The sequence below is a fragment of the Corynebacterium sp. Marseille-P3884 genome (assembly GCF_017942225.1).
Lineage (GTDB): Bacteria > Actinomycetota > Actinomycetes > Mycobacteriales > Mycobacteriaceae > Corynebacterium.
The window spans coordinates 133,832-151,142 of sequence record NZ_JAGKSD010000006.1 but is presented as its reverse complement, the minus strand read 5'-3'; the positions used below and the strand labels follow the sequence as shown (position 1 = coordinate 151,142).

At 62.9% G+C, this 17,311-nt stretch carries 17 protein-coding genes; all 17 read left to right on the top strand.

From position 1 onward, the window contains the following. The first annotated feature begins 119 nt into the window (after positions 1 to 119). The 17 genes from J5Y21_RS05495 to J5Y21_RS05415 all read left to right on the top strand — a co-directional run bounded on the left by J5Y21_RS05495 (position 120) and on the right by J5Y21_RS05415 (position 17,287). The gene (locus J5Y21_RS05495) at positions 120 to 761 is read left to right on the top strand and encodes a copper resistance protein CopC (protein ID WP_210573509.1); all 642 of its coding nucleotides are present in this window, start codon (positions 120 to 122) and stop codon (positions 759 to 761) included. A 161-nt stretch (positions 762 to 922) separates the two neighbouring features. Continuing rightward, on the top strand, positions 923 to 2,989 hold the full coding sequence (gene thrS, locus J5Y21_RS05490) for a threonine--tRNA ligase (protein WP_210573508.1): 2,067 nt from the start codon (positions 923 to 925) through the stop codon (positions 2,987 to 2,989). A 10-nt stretch (positions 2,990 to 2,999) separates the two neighbouring features. Then, complete coding sequence (locus J5Y21_RS05485) at positions 3,000 to 3,599, top strand: HIT domain-containing protein (protein WP_349236950.1); 600 nt, start codon at positions 3,000 to 3,002, stop codon at positions 3,597 to 3,599. After that, positions 3,600 to 4,256 (top strand): phosphatidylinositol phosphate synthase, encoded by a 657-nt coding sequence (gene pgsA, locus J5Y21_RS05480; protein WP_210573506.1) that lies wholly within the window; start codon positions 3,600 to 3,602, stop codon positions 4,254 to 4,256. It abuts the gene before it with no gap. Continuing rightward, the gene (locus J5Y21_RS05475) at positions 4,256 to 5,167 is read left to right on the top strand and encodes a phosphatidylinositol mannoside acyltransferase (protein ID WP_210573505.1); all 912 of its coding nucleotides are present in this window, start codon (positions 4,256 to 4,258) and stop codon (positions 5,165 to 5,167) included. Before pgsA ends, J5Y21_RS05475 begins: the two co-directional genes overlap by 1 nt. A 6-nt stretch (positions 5,168 to 5,173) precedes the next feature. Next, positions 5,174 to 6,307, top strand: a complete 1,134-nt coding sequence (locus J5Y21_RS05470; protein WP_210573504.1) for a glycosyltransferase family 4 protein — start codon at positions 5,174 to 5,176, stop codon at positions 6,305 to 6,307. Next, positions 6,307 to 6,684 carry a hypothetical protein gene (locus tag J5Y21_RS05465; RefSeq protein WP_210573503.1) on the top strand — a complete coding sequence of 126 codons (378 nt, stop codon included), beginning with the start codon at positions 6,307 to 6,309 and terminating at the stop codon, positions 6,682 to 6,684. The genes J5Y21_RS05470 and J5Y21_RS05465 overlap by 1 nt, the downstream gene beginning before the upstream one ends. 3 nt (positions 6,685 to 6,687) lie before the next feature. After that, the gene (locus J5Y21_RS05460) at positions 6,688 to 7,536 is read left to right on the top strand and encodes an acyl-CoA thioesterase II (protein WP_210573501.1); all 849 of its coding nucleotides are present in this window, start codon (positions 6,688 to 6,690) and stop codon (positions 7,534 to 7,536) included. Between the two features lie 89 nt (positions 7,537 to 7,625). Further along, complete coding sequence (locus J5Y21_RS05455) at positions 7,626 to 8,381, top strand: YebC/PmpR family DNA-binding transcriptional regulator (protein ID WP_210573499.1); 756 nt, start codon at positions 7,626 to 7,628, stop codon at positions 8,379 to 8,381. A 189-nt stretch (positions 8,382 to 8,570) separates the two neighbouring features. Continuing rightward, positions 8,571 to 9,125, top strand: a complete 555-nt coding sequence (gene ruvC / locus J5Y21_RS05450) for a crossover junction endodeoxyribonuclease RuvC (protein ID WP_210573554.1) — start codon at positions 8,571 to 8,573, stop codon at positions 9,123 to 9,125. Then, complete coding sequence (ruvA, locus tag J5Y21_RS05445; protein WP_210573498.1) at positions 9,125 to 9,742, top strand: Holliday junction branch migration protein RuvA; 618 nt, start codon at positions 9,125 to 9,127, stop codon at positions 9,740 to 9,742. Before ruvC ends, ruvA begins: the two co-directional genes overlap by 1 nt. Before the next feature lie 41 nt (positions 9,743 to 9,783). Continuing rightward, positions 9,784 to 10,860, top strand: coding sequence for a Holliday junction branch migration DNA helicase RuvB (gene ruvB, locus J5Y21_RS05440; RefSeq protein WP_210573497.1), 1,077 nt, complete (start codon positions 9,784 to 9,786; stop codon positions 10,858 to 10,860). Between the two features lie 39 nt (positions 10,861 to 10,899). Beyond that, the gene (gene yajC / locus J5Y21_RS05435; RefSeq protein ID WP_210573496.1) at positions 10,900 to 11,226 is read left to right on the top strand and encodes a preprotein translocase subunit YajC; all 327 of its coding nucleotides are present in this window, start codon (positions 10,900 to 10,902) and stop codon (positions 11,224 to 11,226) included. A gap of 274 nt (positions 11,227 to 11,500) precedes the next feature. Next, positions 11,501 to 13,579: a protein translocase subunit SecD gene (gene secD, locus J5Y21_RS05430; RefSeq protein ID WP_210573495.1), complete on the top strand. Its 2,079-nt coding sequence runs from the start codon at positions 11,501 to 11,503 to the stop codon at positions 13,577 to 13,579. 2 nt (positions 13,580 to 13,581) lie between these two features. Beyond that, positions 13,582 to 14,859: a protein translocase subunit SecF gene (secF, locus tag J5Y21_RS05425; RefSeq protein ID WP_210573494.1), complete on the top strand. Its 1,278-nt coding sequence runs from the start codon at positions 13,582 to 13,584 to the stop codon at positions 14,857 to 14,859. A gap of 49 nt (positions 14,860 to 14,908) precedes the next feature. After that, complete coding sequence (locus J5Y21_RS05420) at positions 14,909 to 16,705, top strand: ABC transporter substrate-binding protein (RefSeq protein ID WP_349236943.1); 1,797 nt, start codon at positions 14,909 to 14,911, stop codon at positions 16,703 to 16,705. Between the two features lie 3 nt (positions 16,706 to 16,708). Continuing rightward, positions 16,709 to 17,287, top strand: coding sequence for an adenine phosphoribosyltransferase (locus J5Y21_RS05415; protein ID WP_210573493.1), 579 nt, complete (start codon positions 16,709 to 16,711; stop codon positions 17,285 to 17,287). The last annotated feature ends 24 nt before the right edge of the window (positions 17,288 to 17,311 follow it).

Here is a 17,311-nt window from a genome sequence, read left to right as displayed (position 1 = left end):
ATGGAAATCCCAGGAACTTTCGGGCCTAGCGTGGGGACTACTACGGCAGACCAACGCATCGCAGAAGTGATGACAGTTGGAACTGTTGAAACTGACCTGGAAAGAGGAGAAACCCACTGATGGCACGCAGGATTAAATCCGCCACCACCCGCACACTGCTTGCAGGAACCGCCGCAGCAATGCTCGCCGTAGGCACGGCGCCCGCAGCGTTTGCACACGACTCAGTGATCTCCGCGCGTCCAGGCATCGACGAGACCGTCACCGAATTCCCGACAGAGCTCGTCCTGGAATTTTCCGGGCAGCCGAAAGAAGACTTCAACACCGTCGCGCTGTCACGCGTTTCCGACGGCGAAGTCCTGTTCAACGGCGAGCCCGAAGTCAATGACCGCACGGTTTCCATTGACGTCCCGGACGATGTAGATGCGCAGCCGGGCGAGTACCGCATCGGCTACCAGATCACTTCCTCCGATGGCCATGCCACCAAGGGGCACACTGACTTCACCTTCACCCCGGCAAATGCATCTGAGGAGTCCACCGCGCCGGGCGGAGGGGATAACGAAGGCGAGACCGAAGGAACTCAAGCAACCGATTCCGCCGAGAAAGACGCTGGCTCCGGCTACACCTGGCTGTGGCTGCTGCTCGGCGCGTTGTTCCTCGGCGGTGTGGTGATCGTCGCTTTGAGCCGCCGCCGCCAGAACGACGATGCGACGCAGCGAGTGCGCGAAATGGAGGAGCTCGACGGCGATAGCGAACGCCAGTAGGCAACGCGCCGATTACCGCCGCGGCGGGCAGGGGTAAGATCGCCCCCAGTGCCCACGCGGCGGTTATTTTTGTGCCGGCCCGCGGGGGCGAGACATGAACACACCGCGGGCGCGGCCAGGTATGCCGTCCCGCACGAGCGCAAAGGAGCGCTGAAGAACATATGTCCAGCGGGATTGCCCCAACTCCACTGAATCACGAGCCTTTCGAGGTTCCCGCCGGCACACCTGTCGGTGTAGCGATGCGTGAGCTGGAACTGCCCAATAAGGGCGAAGATGCCATCGTCTGCGTGCAGGACGCTGAAGGGAATTTGAAGGATCTTTCCCACACCTCGGAGGAGACCGGAACGTTCATGCCGGTCGCGGCGAACACGGAGCTGGGACGCAGCGTCATCCGCCACTCGTGTGCGCACGTTCTCGCACAGGCAGTGCAAGAGGAATTCCCCGACGCCAAGCTGGGCATCGGCCCCGCCATCAACGACGGCTTCTACTACGACTTCGATGTCACCGAACCTTTCACTCCTGAGGATCTGAAGACGCTGGAGAAGCGTATGAAGAAGGTCATCAAGCAGGGGCAGAAATTCGTCCGTGGTGTCTACGCCTCCGCCGAAGAAGCCGCCGAAGATCTGAAGAACGAGCCGTACAAGCTCGAGCTCATCCAAGACAAGGGGTCTGTGGACCCGAACTCGGACGAGGCCACCGAGGTCGGCGCCGGCGACCTGACGCACTACGACAACGTCAACCCGCGAACCAACGAGGTCGTTTGGCACGACCTGTGCCGCGGCCCGCACGTGCCCACCACCAAGTACATTCCGGCCTTCGCGCTGACCCGCTCTTCCGCCGCGTACTGGCGCGGCGACCAGGCGAACGCCGGTCTGCAGCGCATCTACGGCACTGCGTGGGAGTCCAAGGAGAAGCTGGAGGAATACCAGCACATGATCGAGGAGGCCGAGAAGCGCGACCACCGTCGTCTCGGCTCCGAGATGGACCTGTTCTCCTTCCCAGACCAGGTCGGCTCCGGCCTGCCTGTCTTCCACCCGGACGGTGGCATCGTGCGCATGGAGATGGAAAACCACTCCCGCAACCGCCACATCCAGGCTGGCTACTCCTTCGTGAACACCCCGCACGTGACCAAGGGCGATCTGTTCAAACAGTCCGGCCACCTCGACTGGTACGCAGAGGGCATGTTCCCGCCGATGCAGCTCGACGGCGAGACCAACGACGCCGGTGAGGTGACCAAGCAGGCGCAGGACTACTACGTCAAGCCGATGAACTGCCCGATGCACAACCTGATCTTCGACTCCCGCGGACGTTCCTACCGCGAGCTGCCGCTGCGCCTGTTCGAATTCGGCACGGTGTACCGCTACGAGAAGTCCGGTGTGGTTCACGGCCTGACCCGTGCCCGTGGCTTCACCCAGGATGACGCGCACATCTACTGCACCGAAGATCAGCTTGAACAGGAGCTGACCGACGTCCTCGAGTTCATCATTTCCCTGCTCAAGGACTACGGCCTCGACGATTTCTACCTCGAGCTGTCCACCAAGGACCCGGAGAAGTACATCGGCGACGACGAGATCTGGGAGCGTTCCACGAATATCCTCCAGTCTGTCGCGGAGAAATCCGGCCTCGAGCTGGTTCCGGATCCGGCGGGTGCCGCGTTCTACGGTCCGAAGATCTCAGTCCAGGCACGCGATGCCATCGGCCGCACCTGGCAGATGTCCACCGTGCAGCTGGACTTCAACCTGCCGGAGCGCTTCAACCTCGAATACACCGCTTCCGACGGCACGAAGAAGCGCCCGGTGATGATTCACCGCGCTCTCTTCGGCTCCATCGAGCGCTTCTTCGGCGTGCTGCTCGAGCACTACGCCGGTGCATTCCCGGCATGGCTGGCACCGCACCAGGTGGTGGGCATTCCGGTCGCGGACGATTTTGCACCGCACCTCGACGTTTTGACTGAGCAGCTGCGCGCCCGCGGCATCCGTGCGGAGGTCGACCACTCCGACGACCGCATGCAGAAGAAGATCCGCACCCACACGCAGGGCAAGGTCCCGTTCATGCTGCTGGCTGGCGCACGCGATGTCGAGGCGAACGCAGTGAGCTTCCGCTTCCTCGACGGCAGCCAGGTCAACGGTGTGCCGGTGGATGAGGCAGTCGAACTCATCAGCGCCTGGGTGGGCGACCAGCTCAACGAGCAGCCGAATGAGGTGTCCTTTGAGGCACGCCGAGGATAGCAACGGCGGCATTCCCGAAAGGGAGGCTGACTCCGCTGCGCCGGGGGAGACCCATGCCCCGAGGGAGTATGTCGATTCCGGCGTGGGCGACCACGACCGCCTCGTGCGGCTGTGGGCGCCGTTTCGCTCGGCGTATATCTCGTCTATCCCTGGTGGAAAAGAGCGCAAGGCAGATCCTTTCCTCGCAGCGCCGGAGCAATCCGATGAAGACGCGCTGATCATCGCCCGCGGTGAGAGCGTCTACGCGCTGTTGAATCTGTACCCCTACAACGCTGGCCACCTCATGGTCGTGCCGTACCGCAAGGTCGCGGACTTAGAAGAGTTGACCGATGACGAAACGGCCGAGCTTATGGCATTCGCCAAGCTTGCGGTGCGCACGCTCAAACGCGTCTCCCGGCCTGAAGCGATCAACGTGGGGCTCAACCTCGGGAAAGCGTCAGGTGGCTCGGTCGGCGATCACTTGCACCTGCATGTGGTTCCGCGGTGGGCGGGGGACTCCAATTTCATGACGGTCATCGACGGCACAAAGGTCCTTCCGCAGTTGCTCCGGGAAACGCGCTCGCTGCTGGCCGAGGGCTGGGTGGAGATCGTCAGAGAGGACGGCGCCTAAATGCTCGGTCTTTATGGAAGGAAACCGGCGTCGGTGGTGGCAGCGCCCGTCGCAAAGCTGTTGCTGCGCCTTGGTTTGTCCGCGAATGCCGTGACGATTTTAGGGACGCTGGCCACCATCGCCGTCGCTGTCGTGCTGATACCCACCGGGCATCTGGTGTGGGCCGGCGTGCTGATGGCGTTCTTCGCGGCGTTCGATGTCGTGGACGGCACGATGGCGCGGTTGCGTGGAGGGGGCACGGCGTACGGCGCGACGCTTGACGCATCGTGCGATCGGCTGACCGACGGCGCATTGTTCGGTGCCATCGTCTACTGGCTCATCTACGTCGATCAAGCAGAGGCATCGACGGTTGCTGGTGCGCTGGTCGTCCTCGCGTTGTCGCCGACGATCAGTTACATCAAAGCCCGAGCCGAAGCCGGCGGACTTGAGGTCAACGGCGGGCTCATTGAGCGACCCGAACGCCTGATCGTCGCTGTAGCTGGCCTTGTTCTTGAAGGCTTCGGAGTGGATCTGGCGATTGAAACTGCGTTGTGGACGCTCGCAGTGGGCTCGGTGATCACCGTGATCCAACGGCTGTATATGGCCTCGCGCGACCCGAAAGCGAACCAGCGCATCGCCGCACCCGCAGGCGTTCCTGAACCGGAGGGCATGCGCTAGTGACGGCAGCGGCAAAAGCACCATTCTCCGAGCGACTGGCGGCTGCCGGGTACATCGCGGGATGGAAAGCCGTGCGGTACTTGCCGCCTCGTGCGGCCGCCGCACTGTTCAACGCCGGCGCGGATTATGCGTCGGACAAGGGACGCGGCGCGGAGATGCTGCGGCGCAACCTCACACGCGTCGTCGGTGCGGAAAATGTCACCCGGGCGCTCGTGCGCGATTCGATGCGCTCGTACGCGCGCTATTGGAGCGAGGCTTTCCGTTTGCCGGCGATCGCAGGTGATCCGGAACTGCTTTCACGCCTCGACGCCGGTGTGCGTGGCCGTGACCACCTGGAAGCGACCCTGGCTCGCGGCAAAGGTCTCATTCTCACCCTCCCGCATTCCGGTAATTGGGACATGGCGGGCATGTGGCTCGTGTCCCGCTACGGCGGTTTCGCCACTGTCGCCGAGCGCTTGCGGCCCGAGGCGCTTTTCGACGCCTTCGTGGACTACCGCGAATCCATGGGCTTCGAGGTGCTCGCAGCTACTGGTTCATCCGTGCCACCCTACGAGCGACTGAAAGAGGTGCTCGTCTCCGGCGGAATCGTCTGCCTGATGGGGGAGCGCAACATGACTCCCCGTGGTGTTCCGGTCACCTTTTTCGGGGAGGAGACCACCCTGCCAGCCGGGCCGGCGAAGCTCGCACTGGACACCGGTGCCGGGCTGCACGTAGCGCACTCCTGGTTCGCGGGTTCAGCAACTCAGCCGGACTGGGGTCATTCGGTTTCACCGGAGATCGAAGTCACCAATGTGGAAGAGACCGTTCAGCGGATCGCCGACGGCTTCGCGGCAAATATCGCTGCGTATCCGGAAGACTGGCACGCCCTCCAGCCGATGTGGCCCGCCGACCGTGAGAAACGGAAGCGGTGATGCGTCGTGCGCGTCGGCATGGTGTGCCCATATTCCTTCGACCACCCCGGCGGGGTGCAAGCGCACATCTTGGACCTTGCCCGGATCCTTACTGAACGCGGGCACGACGTGCGCGTGCTTGGGCCAGGAACACGGTCAGGTTCGGCCTACGACCTGCCGGATTATGTCACCCTCGGCGGGCGAACTATTCCGCTGCGGTACAACGGTTCGGTCGCACGGATTTCTTTCGGGCCGAGGACTTTTCAACGCACACGACGCTTTTTGCGCGAGGGCGGATTCGATGTCGTTCACATCCACGAGCCCAATGCGCCGAGTTATTCCCTCGCCGCATTGCTTCTGGCCTCCGAACCGGTCGTGGCTACCTACCATGCCTCTGCGACGTCATCGCGCGCACTGCAATTCGTGCGACCGGTCTTGCGCCCGACGCTCGAGAAGATTCAGGCGGGCATTTCCGTGAGCGAGATGTCGCGCCGCTGGCAGGTGGAGCAACTCGGCGGGGACCCGCTGCTCATTCCGAATGGAGTGGAAACGAGCATCTACCGGGAGGCACGCAGGGCGCGGGGGACGGCAACTGCGGCGTCGATAAGCGATGCACCTGAAGGAGACGCGCACATCGTCTTTCTGGGGCGCTATGACGAGCCACGTAAAGGTCTGCCGATTCTTCTGGATGCGCTGTCGATCATGGATGATGCACCGCGCGTGACCGTGATCGGTGGCGGTTCCGGCCGTCCTGTTGCTGCGCCGGCGAATGTGGAATTCGTTGGGCGCGTGAGTGAGGCTGAGAAAGCGCGGTTGCTCGCATCGGCCGATCTTTATGTCGCGCCGAATACGGGCGGCGAATCCTTCGGCATCGTGCTCGTTGAAGCGATGGCGGCGGGATGCGCGGTCGTGGCTAGCGATATCGAAGCCTTCGCCGATGTGTGCGCGGCGGATAGCGATACCCCCGCGGGCGCCCTGTTCCCGGTGGGGGATGCGAACGCCCTCGCGGTGACCCTGCAGCGATTGGTCCGCGATCCTGCAGCCCGCGCTGAACTTGCGGCCGCTGGGACGCAGCGTGCTCGGAATTTCGACTGGAATGTCGTCGCGGGGCGGGTCGAAGCTGTCTACGAAGCCGCAGCTGGCGGGGGAGCGAGTGCGTGATGAGCGGTGTGTCTGTGCTGATAGTGGCACTGGTATTCGTTGTGCTCGCTGTCGTGGTGTGGGCGATTCTCACCGCACGCCGGCTCGACCGTCTGCATATCCGGCTTGACCGGGCCCGGGCAGCGCTCGACTCAGCGGTCGAGCATCGGGATGCCGTCGCCGACATTGTTGCGAATACCCGTGACGATGAAGCGGCGCGAACAGCGCTGGCCGTCGCGGAAGACCGTGTTGAGCTCTCCCTGCGCCTGTACAACGGCGCCGTTGCCGCCACACGCGCGGTGCGGCTGAAACCCGGAGTGCGCGCATTGCGGCTCGCCGGCACGGCACCAATGCCGGAATTTCACGGCCGTGAAGCGGGCGCGCCGTTTAAGCTGTGACCCATGCCATTCGACATTCCCAGCATCGACAATATTTTGAATCTGGAGCAGCTGGACGACAACGTCTTCCGCGGCACCAGCGTCTACTCCGGACTGCAGCGCACCTACGGCGGCCAGGTGGCGGCGCAGGCGCTGTCGGCGGCGACCAAGACGGTCGAGGACGGCAAGCTCGTCCACTCCCTGCACAGCTATTTCATCCGCCCCGGTCAGGCGGACCGGGACATCGTCTTCGTTGTCAACCGCGTGCGCGATGGACGCAGCTTCGCCACACGCATCGTCGACGCGGTTCAAGGTGGGAAAACGATTTTCTCGCTCGAAGCGAGCTTCCACATCACCGATGACGAAGGTATCGAGCACTCCGATGCGATGCGGACCGTGCCCGAACCGGACAATGTCGTGCCGCTCGAGGAGACCGATGGACCGTTGAAATTCTTCTCCATGTGGGCAAAGGACTGGGACGTCCGCGTCGTGCCCGACGACCAATTCGAGCACAACCCGTACACGCCCAGCCAACAAGTCGTGTGGTTCAGGTCGAAGCGTGAGCTTCCCGACGATCAGACCTTCCACATCTGCACCCTGGCCTACATGTCGGACCTGACGCTGCTGCACTCCGCGCTGGTGCCGCACCGCGATCACAAGGTGCAGATGGCGTCCCTCGACCACGCCATGTGGTTCATGCGCCCGTTCCGCGCCGACGAGTGGATGCTCTATGACCAGGTCTCGCCGTCCGCTCACGGCGCACGCGCTTTGACCCAAGGCCGGATCTTCGACAGGCAGGGCAACCTTGTCGCCATGACCGTGCAGGAAGGACTCACCCGTACGCTCAAAGAGGGCGGGAAGGCGTTTTCCTAACGCAACTAGTCCGCCCCTGAATGTCGTTTCCCGGGGTGGGCGTATAGTGGACAGCCGAAACTTCAGCCGGAGGAAAGGGGAGATGGCGCATGGCAGGCCACTCGAAATGGGCTACAACGAAGCACAAGAAAGCCGCTAACGACGCAAAGCGCTCGAAGTTGTGGGCGAAGATGATCAAGGACATCGAGGTCGCGGCACGCACCGGCGGCGGTGATCCGGCGGGCAACCCCACCCTCGACGACATGATGAAGAAGGCCATGAAGGCCTCCGTCCCGAAGGACAATATCGAGCGCGCCCGCAAGCGCGGCTCCGGCGAGGAAGCCGGCGGCTCCGACTGGGAAGACATCACTTACGAGGGCTACGGCCCGAATGGTGTCGCCATGCTCATTCAGTGCCTGACCGATAACCGCAATCGTGCGGCCACCGATGTCCGCACCGCGATGACCAAGAACGGCGGCAACTTGGGCGAGTCCGGTTCGGTCGCCTACATGTTCAGCCGTAAGGGTGTGAACACCGTGGTCAAGGGCGACCTGACCGAAGATGACGTGCTGATGGCCGTGCTCGAGGCAGGTGCCGAAGAGGTCAACGACCTGGGCGAGCACTTCGAGGTCGTCTCCGAGGCGACCGATATGTACGCCGTGCGTGATGCCCTGCGCGAGGCCGACATCGAAATCGAGGACACGGAGCAGGACTTCCGCGCCTCGGTGGAGGTCGATCTCGATGTTGAGGCCGCGAAGAAGCTCGAGAAGCTTATCGACGCGCTCGAGGACGCCGACGACGTCCAGAACGTCTACACCAACTCGACCATGTCGGACGAGGTCGCTGAAGCACTCGCCAACGAGTAGAACAAAGCGTGCGCAGGCGTCGTTGACGGGGCCTGAGCACAGCATTACCGAAGCGGATCTGGCTGTTGCCGGGTCCGCTTTGTCGTGCTCGGTACGGCATGGCTTGTAAGCGGAACGGCATGGCTCGCGAGCGGTGTCTGGGTCGTGTGGTAGAACAAATGTGTGACTACGACGGAGGGCCTGCGCGTGATGGGGATTGACCCGGGGTTGACCCGGTGCGGTCTCTCCGTGCTGCAAACGGGCAAGGGGCGGCAGGTGATTCCCATTGCTGTCGGAGTGGTGCGCACACCGTCTGATGCGGAGCTGCCTGAACGCCTGTTGCGTTTGTCTAATGCGGTCAACGAATGGCTGGACGATTACAAACCAGATGTTGTCGCGATGGAGCGTATTTTCGAACGCAGCAACGTTTCCACCGTCATGCACACCGCCCATGCCGTGGGGGTGATGGTGCTCGCCGCCGCACAGCGCGGGCTTCCCGTGTACATGTACACGCCCTCAGAGGTGAAAAAAGCTATCTCCGGCAACGGCAGGGCGGACAAAAAACAGATGACGGCTATGATCACCCGCATTCTCGGGCTCGGTGCGCCGCCGAAGCCAGCGGATGCAGCTGATGCGCTCGCCATCGGGGTATGCCATTGCTGGCGCGCACCGTTGTTGGCCCGCACTCAGGCGGCGGCGACGTTGACGGGTGCCGCGGGACGGAATGCTGCCGGGAATATGACTGGTAAAAGGAGTTGGAAGTAGTGATTGATTCGCTCAACGGTGAGGTCATCTCCATCGGTTTGGATCACGGCGTGATCGAATGCGGCGGCGTCGGCTACCGCTTCCTAGCCACCCCGCCGACGCTGGGTCGGCTGACCCGCGGTGAGAACGCCCGTGTGCTGACCACGATGGTGGTCAAGGAAGACGCGATGACGCTCTACGGCTTCAGCGACGACGATGCACGTGAGATGTTCGATCGCCTGACCTCGGTCACAGGACTCGGCCCGAAGCTGGCGCTGGCATCTCTGTCCGTCTTCGAGCCTGCTGAACTGGCCGGCCACATTACGGCCGGTGACTCGAAGACGATCCAGTCCATCCCCGGCGTGGGTAAGAAAATGGCTGACCGCCTCGTTCTGGAACTCAAAGACAAACTCGCTGGGGTGTACGGCACGCAGCCAGGTCAGGCTGCCGGGCAGAATGCCACGTCGCAGACGCAGGGCGCGTCGCTGGCGACGGAACAGGTCGTCGAAGCGCTCGTCGGGCTGGGCTTTCCAGAAAAGGGCGCCCGCAGCGCGGTCGACGCTGTTGCTGCCGAGTCCCCGGACGCGGAGTCCTCGGCGTTGCTGCGCAATGCGCTCAACCGGTTGGGTAAGAAATAAGCAGCTGATTTCATAAGGCATGGAGATGGAGGGTGCAGCACATGTCTGATGTAGAGAAGACAGAGTTCGAGCTACCGGCCGACCTTGCCCGGCAGGTGGACTCGCCGGTGGATGCGACGGAGCACACCGGGGAGCAGGACTTCGAGAAATCGCTGCGCCCGAAATCCATCGACGAGTTCATTGGCCAGCCGAAGGTGCGCGAGCAGCTCAGCCTGGTGCTCACTGGTGCGAAAAAGCGCAATGTCACCCCTGACCACATTCTTCTGTCCGGCCCACCGGGTCTGGGCAAGACTACGATGGCGATGATCGTGGCGCAGGAGCTCGGGACGTCGCTACGCATGACCTCCGGCCCCGCGCTTGAGCGTGCCGGCGACCTCGCGGCGATGCTGTCGAACCTGATGGAAGGCGATGTGCTCTTCATCGACGAGATTCACCGGATTGCGCGCCCGGCCGAGGAAATGCTGTACATGGCCATGGAGGATTTCCGCATCGATGTGATCGTGGGCAAAGGCCCGGGTGCGACCTCCATTCCTCTGGAAATCCCGCCGTTCACTCTGGTCGGCGCAACCACGCGTGCCGGCATGCTCACCGGACCGCTGCGCGACCGTTTCGGTTTCACCGCGCAGATGGAGTTCTACGACGTGGAGGACCTCACCGATGTGATCACGCGTGCGGCGTCGATTCTCGGGGTCGAGATCGAGCACGATGCCGCGGTGGAGATCGGTTCGCGTTCCCGCGGCACCCCGCGCATCGCCAACCGCCTGCTGCGCCGCGTGCGCGACTGGGCCGAGGTCAACGGCGACGGAACCGTCACCGTGGAGGCAGCCCAGCAGGCTCTCACCGTGTTCGACGTTGACGAGTTGGGCCTCGACCGTCTCGACCGTGCGGTGTTGGACACGTTGATTCGGAGCCACGGTGGCGGCCCCGTCGGTGTGTCCACCTTGGCTATCGCAGTGGGGGAGGAGCCCTCCACCGTGGAGGAAGTCTGCGAGCCCTACCTCGTGCGTGCGGGCCTCATGTCGCGCACCGGACGGGGACGCGTGGCCACCGCCGCTGCTTGGCACCACCTCGGCATGACACCGCCGCCGGAAGCCCCGGGGCAGCTTCACTTGTACTAGCTGCCAGCCTCTCGGATTGGTGTGCCACAATGGTTCACCATGGAATACTTACCTCTTCTCCTAATCTTCGTTCTGTTCGCGTTGCCGAGCTTGTTTTTGGCGCGCATGAACCGGAAGCGGGTGGAGAAAGCCCGCGCCGTCCAGGCCAAGGCGAAGGCCGGCGACCGCATCATCACCGTCTCGGGCTTCCACGGCGACATCGTCTCCGCTGGTGACACCACCGTTGACATCGAGCTGGCTCCCGGCATCGTTGTCACGATGGAGCGTGAGGGTGTCTACAAGGTGGTTGAGAACGACGGTGCCGCAGGCAGCACAGGCAGCACTGTGCGCGAGACCGAGACTGATCCGGCAGACGGCGACCGGTAGGCGTCAGACGCCACCGGCAAGACACAGCAGCTCGGCGTGCGATCAAGAAAAGGCACGCCGGGCTTAATCATTTCCACGTCCATGACGTACGATCACTGTCTGGACCTTTCCCGGCCCGGGAATCAGTGCCCCAGAATTGCGAGTACGCCGGGGCTGGGGAAGAGACGACAGAAGCACAACCACCTTGCACGGGTAGCCGCAGCCGTCACCGCGCAACTGCGGGGAACGTAGCCGCCTGAGGTGGATAAAGCAGGTTAACGAGGAGAGCACGTACGTGACTTCGAAAACGTCAGGCAGGCGGTCAGCCCGAGAGGGAGGATCGAAGCGAGCGTGGCCCAAACGGGCCATTGCGCTATTCGCACTCATTTTGGTGGCCACTTATGCCCTTATTTTCTTGACGGGCGACCGTGAGGCGTCGCCGAAACTGGGCATCGATCTTCGCGGCGGCACCCGTGTCACGCTCGTCCCGCAAGGGGAGGAGCCCACGAAGGATCAGCTGGACCAGGCGCGCACTATTCTTGAGAACCGCGTCAACGGCATGGGTGTCTCCGACGCATCTGTCGTCGTCGACGGCAACACGCTGGTGATCACGGTCTCCGGCGAGGATTCCGCCGATGTGCGCAATATCGGCCAGACCTCCCAGCTGCTGTTCCGCCCGGTCGCCCAGCCGACCCAGCAGGCCGACCAAGTCAACTTCCCGAAGGTTTTGGAAGACATGGCGAACCGCTGGGTCGAGTACCGCGTGATCACCAAGGAAGAAGCGCAGTCGTCGATGCAGACATTCGCCGACGCCTTCAACCAGCAGGCCGAGGCGATGAAAAAAGCTCAGGAGGAGCAGGGCGGGGAAGCCACCACCGAGATAAACCTCGAGCCGATCGAGGCACCGGAGATCACCGCCGACCCGAAGCCGGAGCCGGACAACTCCCTCGAAGCATCGGATCTGCGCAAGGAAGCAACGGCGATGCTGCGCGAGGACCGCCAGTCCGATGACATGACGAAGCTTCAGGCGGCATCCTGGCTGATGAAGTGCACCCCGGCCGACCCCGAAAAGCCGGCGCCGGTGGACCCGCTGGCGGGCACTGACGATCCGAAGCGCCCGCTCGTGGCCTGCGATCCTAGCCAGGGCCAGGCGCTGCTGCTCGACCCGGTGCCGCTGCTCCAGGGCGTCGAGGACGAGGACGGACCGCGTCTGACCGGTAGCGAGATCGACACCAATCGCCCCATTACCGGTGGCATCAATCCAGAGACCGGCCAGATGGAGATCAACTTCGCCTTCAAGCAGGAAGGCGAACACAATGGTTCTTCTACCTGGGCAGCGCTGACTGCGGCCATGGTTGGTCAGCAGATCGCGATCACCCTGGATTCCCAGGTGATCTCTGCACCGGAGATCAAGTCGCCGACGCCGGTCGGCTCTGCAACCTCGATCACCGGTCAGTTCACCCAGGAAGAAGCCGAGAACCTAGCGAATAACCTGCGTTACGGCGCACTCCCGCTCTCCTTCGCTGGTGAGAACGGTGAACCGGGTGGCACCGCGCTGACCGTTCCGCCGTCACTCGGTGTCGCTTCCCTAAAGGCGGGCATCATTGCGGGCCTGGTCGGTCTGGCACTCGTTGCCATCTTCGTCTTCGTGTACTACCGCCTCTACGGCCTCATTTCCCTGTTCACTCTGGCGACCGCGGGGCTGCTCGTCTACGGCGCGCTGGTCCTGCTGGGCCGCTGGATCGGCTACACGCTGGACCTGTCCGGTGTCGCCGGTTTGATCATCGGTATCGGTACCACCGCCGACTCCTTCGTTGTCCTCTACGAGCGCATCAAGGACGAGGTGCGTCGCGGCAGAACATTCCGCTCGGCGACGCTCAACGGTTGGGATCGCGCGAAGGAAACGATCGTCACAGGCAATATGGTCACCCTCATCGGTGCAGTCGTGATCTACTTCCTCGCCGTCGGTGAGGTCAAGGGCTTCGCCTTCACCATGGGTCTGACCACGATCTTCGACCTGCTGGTGACGTTCTTGATCACCGCACCGCTGATGATCCTGGCTTCGCGCAGCTCGTTCTGGGCTAAGCCGTCTGTCAACGGGATGGCCAAGGCCTTTGAGGCCGGCCGCGGCAAGACCGTCACCGCGCGTCGTTCCAAGCGGAGTGCGGACGCAGAGACCAAGTCCGATGCTGCACGCGCTACCGAGACAAAGCCGAGTGAAGCGTCCACCATCAACTCCACGTCGACGAGCAACGCCGCCGCCGGCGGTTCCACCGTTGCGACTCTGACCGCCGCGGATACTGTCACAGCAGTAGATGAGGACGAAGACACCGACACCGCCACGCCCACGGCAACCAGGAAAGAGGAGAAATAATCATGACCACCTCACTGAACGCCGCAGCTGATTCGTCGGCAAGCAACGGCGCTGCGAAAGGCACTGCCGCAGCGGAACACGAGACCGCAACGCACACGAAGGGCATCGAGCGCCTTTACGAAGGCAAGGGCGCGATCGACTTCATCGGCCGCTCCAAGCTCTGGTACATCATCGCCGTGGCTCTGGTGGTCATCTCCGCTGCTGCGATGCTGCTGCGCGGCTTCAACCTCGGTATCGATTTCGAGGGCGGCACCAAGATGTCGATGCCAGCCGGCGAACTCGTCGTCGAGCAGGTTGAGGAGACTTTTGTCGATGCAACGGGCGTGACTCCGGAGCTGACCCAGATCGTCGGCGCGGGTGATTCGCGCACGCTGGAAATCAATTCCGAGCACCTGTCCCAGGAGCAAATCGACAGCGCACGCGAGGCGATCTACAACGCCTACCAGCCGAAGGACGCTACTGGTGAGGCGACACCGGACGCGATCGGCGATTCCACGGTGTCCGAGTCATGGGGTTCGACGATCACGAACCGCATGCTGCTGTCGATGTTGATCTTCCTCGTCACCGCCGCGATCTACGTCGCCCTGCGTCTGCAGCGCAATATGGCGATCGCAGCCATGGTCGCCCTGCTTTTCGACGCCGTGGTCATCATGGGCATCTACGCCCTGTTCGGCATCGAAGTCACCCCGGCCATGATCATCGGTCTGCTGACCGTGCTGACGTTCTCCCTTTACGACACCGTCATCGTGTTCGACAAGGTCAAGGAGAACACCGAGGGCGTGCTCGATTCGCGCCGTTCGACCTACGCGGAAGAGACCAACCTCGCAGTCAACGAGACATTGATGCGCTCGATTTCGACCTCTGTGATCTCGGCGCTGCCGATCATCGCGCTCATGATCGTCGCTGTGTGGCTGCTCGGCGTGGGCACCCTCCAGGACCTCGCACTGATTCAGCTGATCGGCGTCGTGGAAGGCGTTATCTCCTCCCTGTTCCTCGCTAGCGCCCTGCTGGTCACTCTCACCAACGCGCAGAGCCAGTACAAGGAGCACAACAAGAAGGTCGCTGACTACCGCGCGGGCAAGAGCGAGAGTGAGCTTATCGACGACACCTCTGCTTCCGCCGATTCCTCCACCTCCGAGCAGAACGACGACGTGGCTGAAGCGGTGTCCGCGAAGCGCACTGTGACTTCCCCGCGTTCCTCTTCTCGCCTTGACGCTGAAACGCACGTGACGGAGCCAGCACGCCAGTCCGCCGCAACGTGGCGGCCGAACCAGAAGTAGTGCACCGTGGCAAGTAGATGAGGATTAGACAGGGCGAGAGGAGCACACCGTGAACACTCCCATGAAAACCACGGCGGGACATCGGACGCGACGAAAGAATTCTGTGCGCGTTGCCGCCCTGCTTACCGCAGCAGCCACCTTCATGGCGGGGTGCTCCGATTCTGAGCAGGAGCCCACGGACCAGACCGCCTTGGACTATTTCGGGTACCAGCTACCCGTTCCGCTGATTACCACGAATGCGGCGACGAAGATCGGCGATTCTTTGAAGATGCAGCGTCTTTCCGGACGCATGTTCCCGGGGGCATTCATTCCCGGGCCGTCCGGCCAGCGCATCCCGAATACCGACCTTGTGTCCACGCAGGTATTGCCGGGCCCGCAACGACAGGTCATTTACACCTTGTCGGATCAAGCCGAATTCTCCGACGGTGTTCCGGTGACATGCGACGACTATGCCCTCGCTTTTGCCGCCGGTTCCAACCCGGATGTCTTCTCCTCTCACATGCCGCAGATGGAGCAGGTCGAGCGTGTCGACTGCACGCCGGGCTCCAAGGAATTCACCGTCGTCTTCCAGCCGGGCAAGGGTGGCCGCTGGCGCGAGCTTTTCGGTGCGGGCACGGTGCTTCCCGCCCACGCCATCGCTAAGCGCCTCGGCATGGAGACCGCCGATTTCACCACCGGCCTCCAGTCCGGCGACCCGGATCTGTTCGCCCGCACTGCCGAGGTGTGGCGCTTCGGTTACGGCCTCCGCAAATTCGATCCTGAGCTTCAGGTGTCTTATGGCCCGTACAAGATCGAATCGATCGGGGAGGAAGGCGAGGTCGTCCTCGTCGCCAATGAGAAATACTACGGCGATGCCCCCGAGGTGCCGAAGGTCGTTGTGTGGCCGGCGTCCAAGGATTCCGCGGAACTCCAGGAAGCAGGCGCACTCATGGTCGGTGACCTGAGCGATCACAATCCGGATTGGTACGAGGCTCCGCCTGAGCCCGATCAGGGTGCCAACGCCGACGATGTGCGCACGGGCAAGGACGGCCAACAAGCAGATGCCTCCGAGGCGAGCGCAGCGGGGGAGACACCTTCTGACGATGGAGCAGACTCGGACTCCCCGGAGAGCCACCAAGAACTACAGACCGTCATCGGCGAGATGACCGACACGCTCGTTTTCGCCGACGCAGGTTCGTGGGCGTATCACGACAACCGGCAGGCTCTGGCCAAGTGCATCGACATTCGGGCGGTGGCGGAGGCGTCGTCACGCGAAGCCGGCATCGAGCTCCCGCCGTCACCCGTGCACGTGCTTACCCAGAATGACCCGATGTCGCGTCGCCTCGCCGATATTGCGGACCCGCACCTCGGCGTCGATATCGAGGGTGCCAGCGTCGCCTCTGGACTTGAGCTGCACGTCGGTTACAACGCGCCGAATAAGCGGATGGCTGCCATGGTCGAAGCGATGAAGAAATCGTGCGAGCCCGCCGGCATCACGATCACTGACGTGACTGCCAACGGCAAGACACGCGGAGATCTCCTCACCGAGGAGCCGACCTGGAATGAGCAAGGCGAGCTCGACCGCGGCGGCAAAATCGATGCCTTCCTCGGCGCCGTCGACCCGATGATGGAATATGAATCCGCGACCTCACGCTCCGAGGAACTCCAAAGCCTCCGCGCGGAGGAAAAACGCCTGTGGGACGAGGTGCCGTCTATTCCGCTGTCTGCTCAGCCGCGCACCTTCATCGTGGACAACAGCATCAAGAACGTGGTGGTCTACACTGGCCCTGTCGGGATCGGCTGGAACATGGACCGCTGGCACGTTCCCGGTTTGGAACCCACACCGGAACAGAAAGACGACAAGTAGACCATGACCTCCCCAGAGAACTCTGTTCAACCCACGTACCGCACCGCCCGCGAGGCCTTGGCCGAGAAGATGCGCTATGTGCAGGACTTCCCTGAAGAAGGCGTGCTCTTCGAGGATCTGACGCCGGTGCTCGCTGACGGCGCGGCTCTGAAAGTCGTCATCGCCGAGATGGCGGAAGCCTCCAAGAACCTCGGCGCCGACATGATCGGCGGCCTCGACGCGCGTGGCTTCCTCCTCGGCTCTGCCGTCGCGTACGACATGGGCCTCGGCATCCTGGCGATCCGCAAGAAGGGCAAGCTGCCGCCGCCGGTGATCAGCGAGGAATACTCCCTCGAATACGGCACCGCCGCGCTGGAGATTCCCGCGGAAGGCATGAATATCGAAGGAAAGCGCATCGTGCTTGTCGACGATGTCTTGGCTACCGGCGGTACCCTCCACGCCGCCCGCGATCTGATTGAGCGTGCTGGCGGAATCGTCGCCGGTTGCGTCGTCGTTCTCGAGGTCTCTGGCCTTGGTGGCCGCGAACGCTTGGACGGTATTCCCCTGGTCGTTCTGAACCAAAGTAACGGCGACGCAGCATAGAACTGACCGTGTGGCTTAAAGTGG